19 protein-coding genes are annotated in these 19,628 nt (G+C 28.2%); 6 read left to right on the top strand and 13 right to left on the bottom strand.

Translation table 11 applies throughout. The annotated features are described in order from the left end of the window. Positions 1-21 precede the first annotated feature (21 nt). From BDU_RS01135 to BDU_RS01170, 8 genes are all read right to left on the bottom strand, one after another. Positions 22-267, bottom strand: coding sequence for a type B 50S ribosomal protein L31 (locus tag BDU_RS01135; protein WP_012537994.1), 246 nt, complete (start codon positions 265-267; stop codon positions 22-24). Between the two features lie 57 nt (positions 268-324). Continuing rightward, entirely contained in the window at positions 325-1,869 is a 1,545-nt protein-coding gene (rho, locus tag BDU_RS01140; protein ID WP_012537995.1) for a transcription termination factor Rho, read from the bottom strand. A gap of 86 nt (positions 1,870-1,955) precedes the next feature. Beyond that, positions 1,956-2,363 carry a bactofilin family protein gene (locus tag BDU_RS01145; protein ID WP_012537996.1) on the bottom strand — a complete coding sequence of 136 codons (408 nt, stop codon included), beginning with the start codon at positions 2,361-2,363 and terminating at the stop codon, positions 1,956-1,958. Positions 2,364-2,366: 3 nt separating this feature from the next. Beyond that, positions 2,367-2,693, bottom strand: coding sequence for an HU family DNA-binding protein (locus BDU_RS01150; protein WP_012537997.1), 327 nt, complete (start codon positions 2,691-2,693; stop codon positions 2,367-2,369). A gap of 11 nt (positions 2,694-2,704) precedes the next feature. Further along, positions 2,705-2,962 (bottom strand): 30S ribosomal protein S20, encoded by a 258-nt coding sequence (gene rpsT, locus BDU_RS01155; RefSeq protein ID WP_025400605.1) that lies wholly within the window; start codon positions 2,960-2,962, stop codon positions 2,705-2,707. Between the two features lie 72 nt (positions 2,963-3,034). Beyond that, on the bottom strand, positions 3,035-3,736 hold the full coding sequence (locus tag BDU_RS01160) for a hypothetical protein (protein WP_318250772.1): 702 nt from the start codon (positions 3,734-3,736) through the stop codon (positions 3,035-3,037). Between the two features lie 130 nt (positions 3,737-3,866). Continuing rightward, positions 3,867-4,973, bottom strand: coding sequence for a redox-regulated ATPase YchF (ychF, locus tag BDU_RS01165; RefSeq protein ID WP_012538000.1), 1,107 nt, complete (start codon positions 4,971-4,973; stop codon positions 3,867-3,869). 24 nt (positions 4,974-4,997) lie between these two features. Then, on the bottom strand, positions 4,998-6,998 hold the full coding sequence (locus BDU_RS01170; protein ID WP_193333517.1) for a tetratricopeptide repeat protein: 2,001 nt from the start codon (positions 6,996-6,998) through the stop codon (positions 4,998-5,000). Between the two features lie 162 nt (positions 6,999-7,160). On the opposite strand from BDU_RS01170, the gene lnt reads away from it, so the two are divergent. Continuing rightward, a complete protein-coding gene (lnt, locus tag BDU_RS01175) occupies positions 7,161-8,714 on the top strand; it encodes an apolipoprotein N-acyltransferase (RefSeq protein WP_012538002.1) in 1,554 nt (517 codons plus the stop codon). Here the strand turns inward: lnt and BDU_RS01180 are convergent. Both BDU_RS01180 and BDU_RS01185 read right to left on the bottom strand, forming a co-directional pair. After that, positions 8,678-9,442 carry a hypothetical protein gene (locus BDU_RS01180; RefSeq protein WP_041177690.1) on the bottom strand — a complete coding sequence of 255 codons (765 nt, stop codon included), beginning with the start codon at positions 9,440-9,442 and terminating at the stop codon, positions 8,678-8,680. The two genes, lnt and BDU_RS01180, sit on opposite strands and share 37 nt — an antisense overlap. A 71-nt stretch (positions 9,443-9,513) precedes the next feature. After that, positions 9,514-10,122 (bottom strand): deoxynucleoside kinase, encoded by a 609-nt coding sequence (locus BDU_RS01185; RefSeq protein ID WP_193333502.1) that lies wholly within the window; start codon positions 10,120-10,122, stop codon positions 9,514-9,516. A gap of 730 nt (positions 10,123-10,852) precedes the next feature. Here BDU_RS01185 and BDU_RS01195 point away from each other — a divergent pair. From BDU_RS01195 to BDU_RS01215, 5 genes are all read left to right on the top strand, one after another. After that, complete coding sequence (locus BDU_RS01195) at positions 10,853-11,614, top strand: MIP/aquaporin family protein (protein WP_012538005.1); 762 nt, start codon at positions 10,853-10,855, stop codon at positions 11,612-11,614. A gap of 64 nt (positions 11,615-11,678) precedes the next feature. Further along, complete coding sequence (gene glpK, locus BDU_RS01200) at positions 11,679-13,169, top strand: glycerol kinase GlpK (RefSeq protein WP_012538006.1); 1,491 nt, start codon at positions 11,679-11,681, stop codon at positions 13,167-13,169. A gap of 124 nt (positions 13,170-13,293) precedes the next feature. Further along, on the top strand, positions 13,294-14,649 hold the full coding sequence (gene glpT, locus BDU_RS01205) for a glycerol-3-phosphate transporter (RefSeq protein ID WP_012538007.1): 1,356 nt from the start codon (positions 13,294-13,296) through the stop codon (positions 14,647-14,649). Positions 14,650-14,734: 85 nt separating this feature from the next. Then, positions 14,735-15,736 carry a glycerophosphodiester phosphodiesterase gene (gene glpQ, locus BDU_RS01210; RefSeq protein WP_012538008.1) on the top strand — a complete coding sequence of 334 codons (1,002 nt, stop codon included), beginning with the start codon at positions 14,735-14,737 and terminating at the stop codon, positions 15,734-15,736. Positions 15,737-15,769: 33 nt separating this feature from the next. Then, positions 15,770-17,332 carry a glycerol-3-phosphate dehydrogenase/oxidase gene (locus tag BDU_RS01215; RefSeq protein WP_012538009.1) on the top strand — a complete coding sequence of 521 codons (1,563 nt, stop codon included), beginning with the start codon at positions 15,770-15,772 and terminating at the stop codon, positions 17,330-17,332. Positions 17,333-17,428: 96 nt separating this feature from the next. On the opposite strand, the gene BDU_RS01220 is transcribed toward BDU_RS01215, so the two are convergent. From BDU_RS01220 to BDU_RS01230, 3 genes are read right to left on the bottom strand one after another with little or no spacing between them, the layout of a single operon-like run. After that, positions 17,429-17,923: a YaaR family protein gene (locus BDU_RS01220; RefSeq protein WP_012538010.1), complete on the bottom strand. Its 495-nt coding sequence runs from the start codon at positions 17,921-17,923 to the stop codon at positions 17,429-17,431. Further along, positions 17,913-18,464, bottom strand: a complete 552-nt coding sequence (locus BDU_RS01225) for a bactofilin family protein (RefSeq protein WP_012538011.1) — start codon at positions 18,462-18,464, stop codon at positions 17,913-17,915. Before BDU_RS01225 ends, BDU_RS01220 begins: the two co-directional genes overlap by 11 nt. Beyond that, positions 18,465-19,490 (bottom strand): M23 family metallopeptidase, encoded by a 1,026-nt coding sequence (locus BDU_RS01230; protein ID WP_012538012.1) that lies wholly within the window; start codon positions 19,488-19,490, stop codon positions 18,465-18,467. Positions 19,491-19,628 lie beyond the last annotated feature (138 nt).

The following is a 19,628-nucleotide window of genomic DNA, read 5'->3' on the forward strand; positions in this document are numbered from 1 at the left end:
CAAAAAATAAAAAAATATTAATTAAGCTTTTTTATATTTTTTGTTAAATTTGTCAATTCTACCTGCCGCATCCACAAATTTTTGCTGACCTGTATAAAAAGGATGTGACTTACTTGAAATCTCAACAGTAATTAATGGATATTCTTTATTATCACTATACTTAATTACTTCTTTTGACGTTAAAGTTGATCTTGTTAAAAACATGGCACCATTAGCACCGTCTTTAAAAACTACTAAGTTACTAACAGGATGTATATCTTTTTTCATAAAGCCTCTCTTAATTTAATCAAAGTTTAGTCTAAATTATTAACAAAGTCAATTTCATTAATCTCCATTACTCATGGTTTTTAAAAAAATTTCATTGTTTTTACTCTTTTTCATCTTTTCAACCAAAGCTTCAACTCCTTCATAATCATCAACACCACTTAAAATTTTCCTAATAAGCAAAATTTTAGAACGTTCTTCTTCACTTAAAAGTAATTCTTCTTTCCTTGTCCCCGATTTCTTAATATTAATAGCAGGAAAAAGTCTTCTATCTGCCAAACTTCTATCAAGAATTAGCTCCATATTACCAGTACTCTTGAATTCTTCAAATATAACTTCATCCATCTTACTCCCAGTATCAACTAAAGCTGTAGCTATAATAGTAAGACTACCTCCTTCCTCAATATTTCTAGCAGAACCAAAAAATCTTTTTGGTTTATGTAAAGCATTAGAATCAACACCCCCTGAGAGTATCTTACCAGAAGTTGGCATAGTTTGATTATAAGCTCTAGCAAGCCTTGTAATTGAATCTAAAAGAATCACAACATCTTTTTTATTCTCAACTAATCTTTTTGCCTTTTCAATGACCATCTCTGCAACTTGTACATGCCTACTAGCCTGTTCATCAAAATTAGATGCTATTACTTCACCCTTAACACCACGAATCATATCAGTCACCTCTTCAGGTCTCTCATCAATAAGTAAAATCATTAAAACAATATCTGGATAATTAGTAGTAATTGCATTAGCTATTTTTTGAAGTAAAGTAGTCTTACCAGCTTTTGGAGGCGAGACTATTAAAGCTCTTTGACCCTTTCCAATAGGTGCAAACAAATTAATAAGTCTAGTTGAAATATTACAATTTTCATATTCAAGATCTAATTTTGAACTAGGATATAAAGGTGTTAAATTATCAAAAGGTATTCTATTTTGTGCAAATGTAGGATCTTGATCATTAATACTCTTAATCTTAATCATTGCAAAAAATCTCTCACCTTCTCTTGGAGATCTAATTTGTCCATATAAAATATCACCCGTTCTTAAATTAAAAAGCCTAATCTGAGACGGAGAAACATAAACATCATTACCTCCAGACAGATAAGAATTAGATGCTGTACGCAAAAAACCATAACCATCACTTAAAACATCAAGAACACCGGTAAATAAAACATTAATATTATGCTCTGTTAATATTTTAACAAGTAAAAATATCAATTCTGTCTTTTTCATAGTTACCGCAATAGTATGATTAGTCCCAAGTCCTTCAACAACTTTTCTAATTTCAGTGATTGGCTTATCATAAAGAGTATCAATAACTATAGAATCCTTACCACCTAAAAAATTAATAATATTGCTTTGTTCAAGAGTCTTAATACTACTCTCCAAATCTGGATCTGATATATCATAATCAAAATCAGAAGAAAGCTCATTAGATTCTCTTAATTTATCAATATTAGAATTCCTAGAAGCACTAGAAACAGATTCTTTTTTAGTAACAACTTTAACTACTTTTTTCTTATTATTATCTTCAATTTTTAATTCTTTAGAAGAATTCAAACGCTTCATTTCATCCTCTAAATCAAATTCCTCACATTTTCTATCCATAATCTCCTCTATGAGATAAATTTTTAAGAAGGGTATTTCTATTTAAAATAATAATTAATCATTAAATGATAAAACATAACATTAATTCACTGCAAAGTATCTTTTAATTGTGAAACTGTAAAAGAAAACAAATCTATGCTTTCATTAGATTTAATCATTTCACATTTACCATCAAAAACTATATTATCATTAATAAATATCTTTTTTGTCTTAACATCACCATATATTTTACAACCACTATTTAAATAAACCTTATTGCTAGCATTAACATTGCCCTTTAAAATTCCCTCAATTATCAATGTATCGCAAATTACTACATCAGTAATAACCTTACTATTTTTACCTATAAAAAGTATTCCTTTTTCTGAAAAAATCTCACCCTCAAAAGAAGAATCAAGATATAAAGCACCCTCAAACTTTAATTTTCCTCTAAAAATTAAACTTGAATCAAGCTTACAATCCCATTTGTAAGAATCCTTAACATTAACAGGCATTAACTATCCTTTAATGCTCCAAACCCGTTCTTTTAAATCTTTTCCTGGACGAAAATAAGCAACATGATGATCATCAACATTCACATATTCACCTGTTTGAGGATTACGAGCATTTTGGCGACCCTTCCTCTTTCTAAGCTCAAATGTACCAAATGATCTAAACTCTATAACATTATTAACACAAAGACTGTTTTTAAGTTCTTCAAAAAAAGCATCAACTACAAGTCTTATATACTTCTTTTCCAACTTTTCATTATTATTTTTAATGTTTAAAAATATTTGATCAACAATATCTGATTTAGTAACTTTGGATCTCTTTGAACAAGACATAAGCTAGTTCCTTACTGTAATAACAAAATACTCAAATTTGACTTTTTACGTGCGGCTTTATTTATATGTATTATTCGCTTTCTAGCAGCAGTATCTAATTTTTTTGAAACAAATTTAAAAAACTCCAAAGCTTCATCTTTTTTCCCGTCTTTTATAAGTTTTATACAACGCTTTTCTAGTGTCTTAAGTTCACTCTTAACACTTACATTTCTCAAATTTCGCTTCAAATTTTGTCGAGCTCGCTTTAATGCTGATGGATTATTGCCCAAATTAAACTCCTTAATGCAGCAAACATGATAATAAATAATATACCAACTAATTATGATATAGTCAATCATACACTAAGAACACTTATTGCAATACTTATCAATATAAGCAAATACTTTTTTCATTGAATAAGACATTCCCTCATCATTAATATAAACTTTCTTAAAAATACTCTTATAAGAATAAACAAAAGACAAATATCCATCACCAGTTAACTCAGAATTATAAACAAATATCTTATTAAAAAACTCATAATAATATTCTTTTCCAGAAAAAAGCTTTCTCTCATAAACAGAATTTTGCCTAAATTCATAAAAAATTACTAAATTTTTAAGCACCAAAATATCTCTTATTAAAACCTTAATTCCTAAAATAAAAACAAGAGAAAACACTATTATACTACCAAATGAAATATAATAAACAAAAATATTAATTAAAACACGAAATAAATACATCAAAATATAAGTACCTGAAACATGATATCTTATTGGTAATTCTTGTATCTTTGTAATAAATAAATCACTTCTTATAAGTTTGAGTTTTTTAAAAAAACTACTCAAATACTCTTTTCTTAAAAAACACATTTTTATTTTTGTACCATTATTTAAACCTAAAATTAACATATTATCTAACAATCTTTTTTCAATCCATATGATATCATGAAAATCAAAATTAACTTTAAAACAAAATTTTTTATAAAAAATTTTGTTTCCTTTAAAGTCAATTTCATAAAAATATCTTAAATAAGAAACCATTACAAAAAAATTTATAAACATTAAAAAAATAATAAAAATACTAAAACTGCTCCTATATAACAACATATAATATATAGAAAAGCTTATATTAAGACAAAAAATAAAAAGTAATCTGATTTTATAAAAAAATAATTCCTGCATCTTAATTTATTTAAACATTAAATTTAAATAAAATTATATCACCATCTCTTACCAAATAATCTTTTCCCTCAAGTCTAAGACGTCCCTTTTCCTTTAAACCATGAACGCCTTGAAACTCAATCAAATCATCAAATGAATACACCTCTGCTTTAATAAAACCTCTCTGAAAATCACTATGAATAATACCTGCAGCTTCTGGGGCTTTCATTCCATCAATAAAAGTCCAAGCTCTAACTTCTTGTTCTCCTGCAGTAAAATAGGTTCTTAAACCTAAAGTATAATAAGAAGTACGTATTAAATTACTAAGACCACTCTCTTTGATACCCATAGATTCTAACATTTCTCTTCTCTCGCTTAAGTCTTGAATTTCAGCAAGTTCTGCCTCAATCTTAGCACACAAAATTAAATAATTATTACCCTCACTTAAAGCTATATTTTTAACAACATCAGTATATTTATTACCAGAAAGTGAATCCTCATCAACATTGCAAACATATATAACATTTTTCATAGTCAAAAGATTTAAAGACTTAACAAAAGTATAACCAAATTCATCAAATTTAAACTCGCTTGCTGGTTTAACATCAATCAAATGTTTTTCAAGATCTCGAAGAAGTGAAACAATTATCTTTGCATTTTCACTAATATTTTTATCAATACTCTTTGCATTTTTTTCATTTTTTAAAATACTTTTTTGAACCGTTTCAAGATCTGCAAGACATAATTCTGTATTAATTGTACTTATATCCCTTTGAGGATCTATATCCCCATCAACATGAATAACTTCTCTATCATTAAAGCATCTAACAACATGAACAATAATAGAAACTTCACGAATATTCGCTAAAAATTTATTACCAAGTCCTTCTCCTTTGGAAGCCCCTCTAACAAGACCCGCAATATCAACAAATTCTATCACAGCAGGAATTATTTTTTTTGACGATACTAAATTAGCAATTTTCAAAAGTCTCGCATCAGGAACTTCTACTATTCCCACATTAGGATCAATAGTACAAAAAGGATAATTAGCAATCTCTGACTTTGATGCTGTTAAGGACGAAAATAAGGTAGATTTCCCAACATTGGGCAATCCCACTATTCCCACATTAAGTGCCATAAATAAAACTCCATAAAGTAAAATTTAATTAATTAAATATGCAAATTCTCCTCTACCTATTTGTTGATTGAAATTTACTTCAACAGATAAATTATAATATCCATTAGGTTCTTGAGGGCCTGGATAATCATATTCAAGCAAATAAGTCCCTGTTTTCTGTTTCATCATTAAATCATAAACTTTTGATACACCCTCATAAGAAGAAAAAGGAATAATAGCACCACCAGTTTCATTTACTAAATACTGCAATTTAGACTCAATAGGACTATTTCCAAACAATATTAAATAAAATCTAATATCATTATTTTTATAATAGCTTAAAATAGTATCCACAGAATACCTACTAAAAGCAGAATGACTCAAAGATCCATCACTAAAATAAATAACGGCCCTTCTTGCACTCTTTGACATAAGTTCAGAACCTGCAAGTTTAAGACTAACATCCGTCTTTACATCATTTAAATCATAAACACCAAGAGAATTTGTTTTATGAATCATACTTAATAAACTATCGATATTATCTACCAAAGGTAAATTAGTTGCATTTATAAAACTAAACTTTTTATTTTTTCTAGATTTTATAAGAGTATTTACACTCATAATTTGTTCTGACTCGTAATTTTTCATAGAAAAAGATTTATCAAAAACAATTGCAATATTCATATCATTAGAAGTATTAATATCATAAGCAATTTTTGGATTTACAATGTAATATCTCTCATTAGCAACCGCAAAATTTTCACTCTTTAAACCCACAATTGGTAATCCATTTCTATTGCTAATATTAAGCTCCACATAAATTTTAGAACCTCCAGCCCTAATTACTCTACGAACATCAACATTTAAACTATCATAAACACTAACATCACTTTTATAAATCGCAATATGAGCATTATCAAAATCTGATACAACCATTTGATTATTAACATCAATAATTGAAGATGAAATTTTAGAATCTATCTTATCTGCTTTTAAAAGCTTAACAAAAGTTTTACTTGAAACACTATATTTATAAACACCATATTTTGAAGATATAATAATGCTATTACTTGCAAAATCACTGCTAAGACCTTCTATCCCTTCAAAAGAAGTTGAAATAGAATACAAATGATTACCACTAGTATCAAATACTTCAATAGAATTTCTAGGAGCATCAGCAACATAAATATTTCCATTCAAATACGTAACACCTGTTGGACCTAAAAGCCCTGCATATCCAACCGTTTTCATGCCAAAATTCAAAACAAAACTACCCTTAGCATCAAATTTGCTGATTCGCTTATTTCCCCATTCACTAACATAAATATAATCTCTCTCATCAACTGTTATATATTGAGGAGCAAGTAACTCACCATCCTCAGTACCTTTCTTTCCAATTGAACCTTTTTTAATGCCAAAAGTCTTATCATATATACCAATCTCATCATTTGAATAAAGTGTCACATATAAAAGTTTATCAAGCTCAATAACATCATAAGGTGACTTTATAGAAGTAATTCCATCCTTAACTAAAACATGAATATTATTATTAGCATCAAAATGTAAAATTTCATTTCCTACAAAATTAGCAGCATAATAACCACCATATTGATCGGCCTTTAGAGATGTAATCTGATATCCATTTGGTCGTTTATAAATGGAATTATCAAGAAGCGCAACTTGAACAAATTTTTCAATATTTTTAAATTCATTATTTAAGGATATACCTCTTCTTTGTTCAATTATAGATATCAACTGCCTAAGATAAGCCGATTTATACCCTTGAGATTGCAAATTTCGCCATTCCATCAAAGCTTCCTCAACATGCCCCAATCTATAATAAACATTTCCTATCCAAAAATGATAATCAAGATTACTTGGATCAAAGCTTAAAACTCTCTTAAAAGACAACAAAGCATCATCATAAAGACCATTATTATAAGAATTAAGTGCCCATTTAAATTCTTCTTGAGCATCCTTGTTAGTAACAATACCTTGAGCATTTAAAACAAATGCATTTATTAAAAAAATGGCTATATTAAACATCAAAGCTATTTTTTTAATACTAAAACAAGTACTATATAAATTTAATATTTTTACACGAAACATATTATATATATTATACTATGCAATATTGTATATTAATATCTGTATTCTTGAATATATAATATATTTTTATATACAAAAACAAAACAAAAAAGGAAAAGAATGAAAACAAAATATTTTTCTCTAGCCGCATTTTCTGGATTGCTTACAAGTTTAGCAATTCCAAATGAAATAAATAATATGGGATATTCACACATTGGTTTGATAGCATACATACCACTTTTTATTGCATTAACTAAAACAAAAAATAAAAAATTTCTTATCACCCTAACAACATTTTATTTTTTAATAGCCAATAGTTTACAAAGTTTTTGGCTTGCATTCTTTTATTCATTCGGTATCATTACTTTTTTAGGAGCAATACTTGGATATATTCCTTATGCTTTAGTTTTAGGATATTTATTATATTACTCACTCAAAACTTTTAATAACAAAACATTAACCTTAGCTATACTTTTTACATTATATGACTACTCAAAATCAATTGGATTTCCAGCATATCCTTGGGGATTTTCAGCATTTATGGTACATAATTTTAATGATCTAATACAAGTAGCTGATATATTTGGGGTTTTATTTGTATGTTTTGTAGTCTATTTTTTTAATGCAGGAATTGCAAATTTTTTAATAAATCAAAATAAAACAAATATACTAAGTATGTTATTTTCTATTTTATTAATAAGTACATCTTTTGCTTATGGAAACATAAAAAAAATAGAATTGAATCCAATCTTAAACAAAGAAATAGATACACTAAACATTGCAGCAATTCAAATTAATATTGATTCTTGGTTGCCTGGCAATCGTAAAGAAGGAATTAAAAAATCTATTACAATTACAAAACAAGCACTAAGAGAACATCCAAATACAGAACTCGTGCTCTGGAGTGAAGGAGTATTAACTTATCCTTTCAATACTTATAAAGATTATGCATATTACGATCAAGAATTGCTTGAATTATATAATTCAGTAAATGAACTTATAATAAACAATAAAGCCTACTTTGCAATTGGTTCACCATCAAAAACAGATAAACGATTACTTACACATCAAAATTCTGTTTATGCAATAAATCCCAACCTTGAAATAACTAATATATATTCTAAAATATTTTTGGTTCCATTTTCAGAAAAAATACCATTTTATGAATATAAATTTATAAGACAATTTTTCTATAAAAATTTTGGCCTTTTTGGACAAACTAACGGAAATAGACTTGAAATCTTAAAGCTTAAAAAATTTAATCTAGGTTTTTTAATATGTTATGACGATGCGTTTCCAGATCTTGCAAGAAACTATAAAAAACAAAATGCCAATTTACTATTAAATTTTTCAAATGATTCTTGGTCACATACAAATTCATCAGAATGGCAACATTTTGTAGTGGCAAAATTTAGAAGCATAGAAAACGGAATTAAAACAATCAGAGCTACTAACTCAGGAATAACTGCTATAATAAACGAATATGGTGAGAATGTAAAAAGTTTAGAAACATTTAAAGAAGGATATCTAGTATCAAAAATAAAATTGCCCCCAAGATTCACAACAATCTATGAATACATTGGAGACCTCTTTATATATGCTTTAGCAATAGCAATTGTAATTATGACCCTAAGATATCATTTAACTGAAAAAAGTAACCATTTATTATCTTGATTTACAAAACATAAAGTTTGAACATCTCTCCAAAATGGAATATTTTGAGTAATATCATTCTTCTTAGCTTTAACTTTGACAGTATAAGACGTATCTGTAGTTTTTGTAATACTTAAAGATTTAAGATCATAAAAATCATCAACTGAAAGATAACCTAAATCATCTCTATTAAAATCACTTGAAGCAAATTCCAAATTGGCAATAAAATCGGATTTAGGTGAAACTTTACCTAAAACTTTAACATCATCAGCAATAACAGAGTCAAGCAAATTTAAATCTTGCAAAAGAAAAGCCCTTACAAATTTATTAAATTGAAATTTAACGGCTTGCTCTTTGTGATTTTCTCTTTCTCTACTTGCAACATATTCTATTCTAGGAGCATTTGTAACTTCACTAATTTCAATCTTATCGTGAATTATTCCTGGAATATCATCAAGCTTAACATCATCAAAAGAAAGAAAAGTTGCCTCACCTTCTAACTTCATCTTAGAATCAATATCCTCTACAGCACTTTTTAAATCAACTTCCCCTTTTAATTTTGGATACATTTCCAAAGCTTTTTTTTGAAAAATTTTCCCCTTTGTAACTTTTCCAACATCAATATACCGTTGTCCAACCTCATAATAAAAAATAGCAAGTTCCTTTTGTCTCTCATCAATTAAAGAATCATTACTTGCAAATAAATTTATAAAAATACAAGAAAAAAACAATAAGACCAATTTTTTCATGTTAACCTCCAATGAAATCTAGTCATTCCAAAAAACAAAACCAAACTAATAATTTCAAAAATCATAAACAATTATATTACAAGTTTATCTTTAATGAAAGTAATGAGATTGCTTTTCTCTCTATCATCAAAAACATTTATTTTATCATAATTAAACATTAATTTGGGAGACAAATTATAACTATCATACCAAGTTAAATATTTCTTATTAAGTTTCTCAAGATAATCTTTTGAAATATCTGTCTCACAACTTCTATTTCTTTTCTTAATACGATTCTCAGCCTCAGCAATACTACAATCAAGATATATCATCAACTCAGGTTTTTTAGAATGCTCTAACATATTATCAAGTAAATCAAGATATATTTTATATTCATTATCAGAAATATATCCATTATCATTTAAGAAAGAAGCAAAAACACAATCACTATAAATAGATCTATCTAGTATCCCTTTTCCTTTAGATTTAAATACACTCTTTATAAGTTTAAATCTTTCATTCAAAAAACTAATTTGCATTGGAAAAGCCCATCTAAATTTATCCTTATAAAACTCATTTAACATAGACAATGTAAATTCATTATCTAATTCACGATAAAAAGGAATTTCAAGATCTAAAGATAAAATATGTCCAAGCGTAGTCTTACCTACACCTATTAATCCCTCAATTACAATTACCAAGCCTGCCTCCAAAATTCATAATTATTAATTAATAAATAATGCATCATTGAAACAAATAAAAACATAACTATACATTAATAAAACAAACAATTAAATTTTTTAATAAAAAAAATTAATATAATTAATTTCAAGTTTCTTAAATTATTGACATTAACAACAATAAAAAATAAAATTTCTATAGCATGAAACAATCCTATATATTTCAATGATCAATTCAGAGGAACATTAAATGGGTAATCAATCCGAATTAACCAATTTCAATAACAAATTAATATTGCCTAAAACAATAATTAAAATCTTCCCAAAAATAACAATTAATAATTATTTAAACAAAAAATATAAACAATATACCAACATAATAAAATTTATAAATCAAAGTAAAAAATCAACAAATAAAAACTTATATTCTAAAAAAAAGCAAAAAAACTATATGACTTTGTCTATATTAAATTGCATCAATTTTAAAATAATAAATAATATCAAAAAACAATGGTCAATCAACATAAGAATTATATTGAGAGGAATTTTAATCATCAAATGTAAATGTCATATAGTTAAAAGTATTATGAGAGAAAACTCAAACGATAATAACAAAACATCATCCCCCATACAAAAACAAAATAGTTTGTTTTCTTATTATTATGTTAGTTAAATTACATCAAGCATAATATAAATTATTTAAAAAAGTTAATCTTAAATTAAGTCTTATCTACAATAAGGAGGTTAAAGTATGGTTTACACAAAAACTCAAGAATTTATTTCAGAATTTTTAGGAACATTTATTTTACTCTCAATAGGGACAGGTTCTGTAGCTATGACAACATTATTTCCATCAAACCCCACTATAGCTGGAGAAATAATAAATGGTGGATATACAAATATAGTGTTTGGATGGGGTTTAGGTGTAACGTTTGGGGTTTACACCGCTGCAAAAATCAGTGGCGCTCATCTAAATCCTGCAATCAGTCTTGGACTGGCAACTATTGGTAAATTTCCAAAATCAAAACTTTGTTACTATATTCCAGCCCAAATACTTGGAGCATTCTCTGGCGCATTAATGACACTTATCGTATTTTATCCCAAATGGATAGAAATAGATCCTAAATTTGAAATCACCCAGGGAATCATGTCAACTTTTCCCGCTATTCCTGGTTTTTGGCCTGGATTTATTGATCAAATATTTGGAACATTTCTATTAATGTTTTTAGTCTTAGTTGTTGGCAAATTTATAAAAGAAGATATTCAAAATCCATTTTTCCCTTTCATTATTGGAGCAATAGTTATAGCCATTGGAATAAGTTTTGGAGGCATGAATGGTTATGCTATTAACCCAGCAAGAGACTTAGGCCCAAGAATATTATTATTAATAACTGGATTTAAAAATCATGGTTTTAACGACATTAATGTACTTATAATCCCCATATTGGGACCTATCATTGGTGCTAACATAGGTGCAATGGTTTATAAACTCACATTAAAAGACAAAAAATGATTGTAAATACAAATAATAATATTGACTATAACACAATAATAAAGGAAAAGGAGAAAAAATTATTATGAAATATATTTTATCCATAGATCAAGGAACAACTAGCTCAAGAGCAATAATCTTTGACAGAAATGCAAATATAAAAGGATTTGCACAAAAAGACTTTAAACAAATTTATCCTCATCCAAGTTGGGTTGAACACAATCCAAATGAAATATGGAGTTCTCTACTAGAAATAATATCAGAAGCATTAGCAAATGCACGAACTCATCCTAATGAAATTGCAACAATCGGAATTACAAATCAAAGAGAAACAACTATTATTTGGGATCGCTATACAGGCCAACCAATTTATAACGCAATAGTTTGGCAAGACAGAAGAACAGCAAAAATTTGTGATGAACTTAAAACACAGGGCAAAGACAAAATTTTCTTAGAAAAAACAGGTCTTGTACTAGATCCTTATTTTAGTGGAACAAAAATAAAATGGATACTAGATAATGTTTCACAAGCGAGAGAACGAGCAGAAAAAGGAGAATTATGTTTTGGCACAATAGATACTTGGATAATTTGGAATCTTACTAAAGGTAAAATACATATTACGGATTATTCAAATGCATCAAGAACTTTACTTTTAAATATTAATTCTCTTAATTGGGATGACGATCTACTACAAATCTTAAACATTCCAAAATCAATCTTACCTGAACTTAAACAAAGTTCAGAAATATATGGAAAAATTGACTCTTCCATAATGGGAACAGAAATCAATATTTCAGGCATTGCAGGAGACCAATTTGCAGCAACATTTGGACAATCATGTCTTCAAAAAGGAATGGCAAAAAACACTTATGGCACCGGTTGTTTTACTACAGTTAATATAGGACATAAACCTATAATCAATGAACAAAAAATATTAACATCAATTGCATGGGTAAAAAAAAATATAACAACTTATGTTTTTGAAGGAAGTATTTTCATTGGCGGAGCTGTAATTCAATGGCTAAGAGATAATTTAGAACTATTTAAAAAAAGCAGCGATGCAGAAATACTAGCTGCCTCAGTAAATAATAATGGGGGTATCTATTTCGTACCAGCATTTGTAGGCCTTGGAACACCACATTGGGACCCTTATGCCAGAGGAACAATTATTGGACTTACAAGAAGTTCAACAAAAGAACACATTACAAGAGCTGCACTTGAAAGCATTGCTTTTCAAAGCTTTGATGTATTAACTGAAATGAAAAATTCAATTAAAGGTTTTGATATTAAAGAACTAAGGGTTGATGGTAAAGCTAGTCAAAATAATTTACTCATGCAATTTCAAGCTGATATTTTACAATGTAATGTTGTAAGACCAAAAATCACAGAAACAACAGCTCTTGGCGCTGCATATTTGGCAGGACTTGCCATAGGATATTGGGAAAATACAGAAGAGATTACAAGTCTTTGGAAATCAGATAAAATATTTGAACCTTTAATGAAACAAAGTCAAAGGGAAGATTTGATTTATAATTGGCATAAAGCCATAAATAGGGCAAAATCTTGGATTGAATAATCAATCATTAATTATAATAACATTTAAAGTTAAGTGATATTGATTAAATTATAGATTAAAACATATAGAATTAATATTAAAGAAATGGAATTAATAAATTACAAAAAAATGGAGATGTTAAATTATGAAAAAGATATTTAATTTTCTAAAACCAGCGCCTCACATACAAAGAGTAGACAAGGAATTAGAAGAATCATTATATAAAAAATTAAGATTACAAATATTTCTTTCAATAATTATTGGATATGCTGGATTCTATTTAACAAGAAAGATTTTTTCATTTGTAATGCCAGAACTTGAAAAAGAAGGTTTAAATAAAAGTCAACTAGGAATCATTTTATCTGGAGTTTCAATTGCATATGGATTTTCTAAATTCATTATGGGAAATGTCTCAGATCGCAGTAATCCTAGATATTTTCTATCACTAGGATTATCCCTAACAGCAGCAATAAGTATTATATTTGGACTATTGCCATGGAGCTCAATTGATACTTCAATTGCTATAGTATTAATGTTCATTTTAATGTTTGCAAATGGATGGATTCAAGGCATGGGATGGCCAGCATGTGGAAGAACAATGGTTCATTGGTGGTCAAAAAAAGAAAGGGGAATAATTGTTGCTACCTGGAATGTATCTCATAATATAGGAGCAGGAATAGCTGGAATAATATCCGCACAAGCTTTATTTTACTTTAATGAATGGCAAGCCGTACTTTATGTACCAGCATTTATAGTAATAATAATTGCAATCTTTGTATTAATGACACTAAAAGACACTCCTCAATCTGTAGGATTACCCCCAATTGAAGAATATAAAAACGATTATCCTGATAACCATACAGAAGATGCAGAAAAAGAACTTAATGCAAAAGAAATATTTATCAAACATGTACTTAATAATAAGCTACTATGGTATATAGCCATTGCTAATGCATTTGTATATTTTATAAGATATGGAATACTAGATTGGGCACCAACATATCTTGCACAGGTTAGAAACTTTTCTATAAAAAATTCAGGATGGGCATATTCCCTTTATGAATTTTCAGCTATCCCTGGAACACTACTTGCCGGATGGATGTCTGATAAGGTATTTAATGGAAGAAGGTCTGAGACTGGAATAATATTTATGACTGCCACCCTTATTGCAATAATTATATATTGGCAATTACCAGAAAATACTCCAACACTTACAACCGTTTTACTAGCAATAATAGGATTTTTAATCTACGGACCTGTTATGCTTATAGGTCTTCATGCACTCGATCTTGCACCTAAAAAAGCTGCTGGTACTGCTGCAGGATTTACGGGATTATTTGGATATATAGGAGGCTCTGTTACTGCTAGCGCCATTACAGGTTTTGTATTGCAATACTTTAGTTGGGACGTTTATTTCTATTTATTGATGATTTCATGCATATTTGCAATAACATTTATAGCATTAACATTGAAAAAAGAAAAAAACAATAAAAATAAATAATAATAGTTATGTTAACAATGAAAGCTTAAGAATGAAATATATTATAATATATTCATCAAAATATAAGTTATGAGAGGTTAAATTAATGAAATTCAAATTAATAATGTTTGCAATAAGTACTGTTCTTATCATTTCTTGTGCAAAAGAAAATGCAAAAATAAATAAAAAATCAGCATTAATTATAGCTCACAGAGGTGCAAGCGGATATTTACCAGAACATACATTAGAAGCCAAAGCATACGCTCATGCCTTAGGCGCTGATTATATAGAACAAGATATTGTTTTAACAAAAGATGATATCCCTATAGTAATGCACGATCCTGAACTAGATACAACAACAAATGTTGCAAAGCTGTTTCCAGGAAGAGCTAGAGAAAACGGAAAATATTATTCCGTCGATTTCACATTAGCAGAAATCAAATCACTAAGCCTTAGCGAAAGATTTGATCCTGAAACACAACAACCAATATACCCTAACCGTTTTCCTGCAACAGAATATGATTTCAAAATTCCAACCCTAGAAGAAGAAATAAAATTCATACAAGGACTAAACAAAAGCACAGGGAAAAATATTGGTATTTATCCTGAAATCAAAAAACCACTATGGCATAAACAACAAGGTAAAGACATATCTAAAATAGTAATAGACATTCTAAATAAATATGGATACAAATCAAAAGAAGATAAAATTTATCTTCAAACATTTGATTTTGACGAAATAAAAAGAATAAGAGAAGAACTTGGATATCAGGGAAAATTGATAATGCTTGTTGGAGAAAATGACTGGGAAGAAGCACCAACAGATTATGAATACATTAAATCAGAAGAAGGTATGGCTGAGGTTGCAAAATATGCTGACGGAATTGGACCTTGGATACCCCAAATCATTATTAATGGGCAAATCACAGGTCTTATAAGTTTAGCTCATAAATATAACATGCAGGTTCATCCTTACACGTTTAGAATTGATGCATTGCCTTCATATGTAAAAGATCCAAATGAATTATTAGAATTGTTATTTATAAAAGCTAAAGTAGATGGTCTATTTACAGACTTTGTTGACATATCAATAAAGTTTATGCAATAAAACCATAATTTTAATAAGGAGAATATCTCATTTATGCTAGAACATAAAAAAAAAGTATTGGGGGATATTGATAATCAAGACTTTGACTTAATAATAATTGGTGGAGGAGCAACAGGCCTTGGCATTAGTGTAGATTCGATTACAAGAGGATATAAAACCTTACTTATAGAAAAAAATGACTATGCTAAAGGCACATCTTCTCGATCAACTAAATTAATACATGGGGGCGTAAGATATTTAGCACAATTTAACTTACCCTTGGTAAAAGAGGCTTTATATGAACAAGCTTTGCTTGAAATAAATGCCCCTCACATAGTAAATAAACGTGCATTTATTACACCCATGTATAATATTTTAAGTATTCCTTATTACTATTTAGGGCTCAGTTGGTATCACAACCTTCTTGGCAAACATAAAAAACACAAGTATAAAACAAAATTGCTATCAAAATCAGAAACAATAAAAAAAATACCAAACATTAAAACCAAAGGTCTTAAATGTTCTGTTTTATACTATGATGACTCGTTTGATGATGCCAGAATGGCAATTAGCATGCTTAGAACTTTTATTAATAAAGGAGGAAATGCTTTTAATTATACAGAACTTACACAATTTATCAAAAAAAACGGTAAAATATCTGGTGCTATTATTCGAGACACAATAACTGGCAAACAAGTTACTGTTAAGAGTAAATGCATAATAAATGCAACGGGGATCTTTTCAGATAAAATTAGGAAATTAGATGACATTAATGCTTCTAATATCATAAAACCTTCTCAAGGAACTCATCTGATAATCAAAAAAGAAAAACTAAATACACAATATGCAATGCTAATGCCTAAGATAGCTGATAAGAGAATTTTATTCACCGTACCTTGGTATGATGTCATTATCTGTGGAAGTACAGATATAGCAATAGATAAAATCGAAGAAGAACCCAAAAGATTAGACAGTGAAATTGAATTTTTATTAAACAATATGAATAATTATTTAAATATTAAAATAAACAGAAATGATATTCTAAGCACATATGCAGGAATTAGACCATTAATAACAGACCCTAAAGGACAACAAAACACATCCAAAATATCAAGAAATGAAAAAATATTCATATCAAACTCAAATCTCATCACAATTGCCGGGGGTAAATACACTACCTATAGAAAGATGGCTGAAAAAGCTTTAACAAAAGCAATAAACGAAAATTTAATACCTGCAGCAATGCCAATAACAGAAAATTTAAAAATACACGGATATATGCAACGAGAAGAAATCAACAAAATACCAGAACACTTTAGAGTCTATGGAAGCGATTTTCAATATTTAAGTAAAATGAAAGAATTTGAAAATAAAATTCATAAAGAATTACCATTAAATGAAGCTCAAATAATTTTTGCCATTGAATTTGAACAAGCAAAAACCGTTGAAGATGTTTTATCCAGAAGAACAAGAGCACTACTCCTCAATGCAAAAGCAACAATCGAAGCTACACCAAAAGTTGCTGAAATTATGATGCATAAACTTGGCAAATCTGAAACTTGGAAAAATGAGCAAATCAAAAACTTTAAAAAAGTAGCAAAAAAATATTTAATCTAATCAAAGGAGGATATAGTCACATCCTCCTTTATTTTTAAATCTATAAATATCATTACATTACTACAAATATTAATTAAATATCAAAATAAACTTGGGTCATCTAAATAAATTTACAAGCAATCCTTGAATTTCTTCAAGACTGCTTAAAAGCTTAAATTGGGAAATCTGATTTTGCAAAACAGAATAAGCAAATTTATCAAGCTTTTCATTAATAATTTTAATAATGCGATATTTAGGTCTCTTAAATTCACCATTCCTACCTCCTTTTTGCTCTTTAAGCGAAATAGAATTGGATAAAACAACAGATAAAAATTCACCTATAGTTTTTTTATAAAAAATAACATTCTGACGCGAAGGTTCGCTTAACAACTTTTCACCAATATCGTTAATTTCAGCTAACATATCTTTAATTAACTCAAGATTAAATTCACCATTTTCAAAAACAATCAAATGTTTATCTTCTTTTACAAGTTCAGATTTAAATATTGCAGAAAAAATATTTGTTTTACTAGAATTAATTTTTTTCTTAGAAGCCTTATAGTCTTTTAAATCAAGATTAAAAGCACCTGAAACTAAATTATCAATCTTCATCCATCTTTCTCACATCATTAAATAAATATTTATCATTTTCACGAACACAAGTCTCCTTGTTTCGATTTTCCCATTTCATTCCCTTATTAACCTCAATCAAAATATTTTCATCAACTTTATAAGATCCTGTATAAATCAATACATCTTTCTCGGAAAAATTAAGACTTCCTATCCCAACATTCATATATCCATCAATAATTGCACCCTCTTCAACTTCAATTGACTTGCATGAAATATTACCAATAATGCAACCTGACTGAAAAACTTTAATTTTATTATTAGCATGCACATTGCCAAGCACTATCCCAGAAACAACAACCTCATTTGCATTAATATTTGATTTAACCCGCCCTGTATCCCCAATTACAACCCTTTTAGTAGAATTAATAGTACCCAAAAAATCACCATCAACTCGAATAAAATTACTTGAAACCAATTCTCCTTTAAAAAAATCGCCTTTCCCAACAATTGTCTTAACTTCATCACTCAATAAAGACGATCCAACCTTTCTATCTCTTTTAATAACCAATAAATTTAACATCTATTTAGAAGCCCCCGTAGCCAAATTTAAATACATATCAGGATTTACAACTTGAGATCCTATGCGAACTTCATAATGAAGATGTGGACCTGTAGAATATCCTGTTTGCCCCAAAAAACCAATAACTTGACCCTTTCTCACATAAGAACCCTTTGAAATATTCAATCTAGACATGTGTGCATAAAGCGTTGAAAGTCCATATTTATGTTTAATTTGGACAAAATTACCATAACCTGTCACTTGATAACTAGCTCTTACAACCTCACCATCAGCCGCCGCAACAATGGCTGTTCCAATCCTAACCCCTGCAATATCTATTCCCTTATGAATATACCACTGTCTAGTAAAAGGCTCAATAGCTGGACCAAAATGCAAAGAGACGATACCATTTCCTTTAATAATAGGCCAAAGCGAAGGAATATCATTCAATAATTTATTTTGAGAATGAAGCAATCTAACTATATTCTTAAGAGGCGAAATTGACCCTTCAATCGTGTTCTTAACATTCTTAAGATCATTTAATTCCTTAAACGAATTGGCCTCTAACATTTGTAAATCAATAAAATCTGCAAGATCTCCATCTAATTTACTTCTATTCAAACCAACATTATTCTCCTTGATTCTTAAAGAAGAACTAAGTTCATCTAAAACTTTAGAAAAATTATTAGAAACAGAATTAATCTCCACAACTGTATTTCTAAAATCCTCAATCTCAGACTCTGCAAGTGCATAATTTTTTTCAGTAGAATTAACAATAGATTTAAGAGTAACATAATTAACAGCAAGAAAAATAAATCCTATAAAAATTACAAAGAAAAATACACAAAATAAAAATAAAGTAAAAAAAGAAATCTTTATATTCTTGACATTCCCTCTAACATGAGGAATAATCATAAAGCTAATATTTTGTTTAAAAAAAGAACAAATATGACTCAAAAATTTAAAAAAAGAACTAAAAATTGTAAAAAAGATCCTATCTAATTTTTTCAAAAATGATAAAATTCTAAAACCTCTTTTATCTTTCATTACAAACCCTCACCACAACATCAATCAATAAAATTTAAACATAAAAAACTTATAAGATTTAACTTAATGTTGAACATTAAATAATACCATCAAATTAAAAAATTTACCCTTAAGTATAATACTCTCTTAATCAAATTA

Source organism: Borrelia duttonii Ly (assembly GCF_000019685.1).
GTDB classification, from domain to species: Bacteria; Spirochaetota; Spirochaetia; order Borreliales; family Borreliaceae; genus Borrelia; species Borrelia duttonii.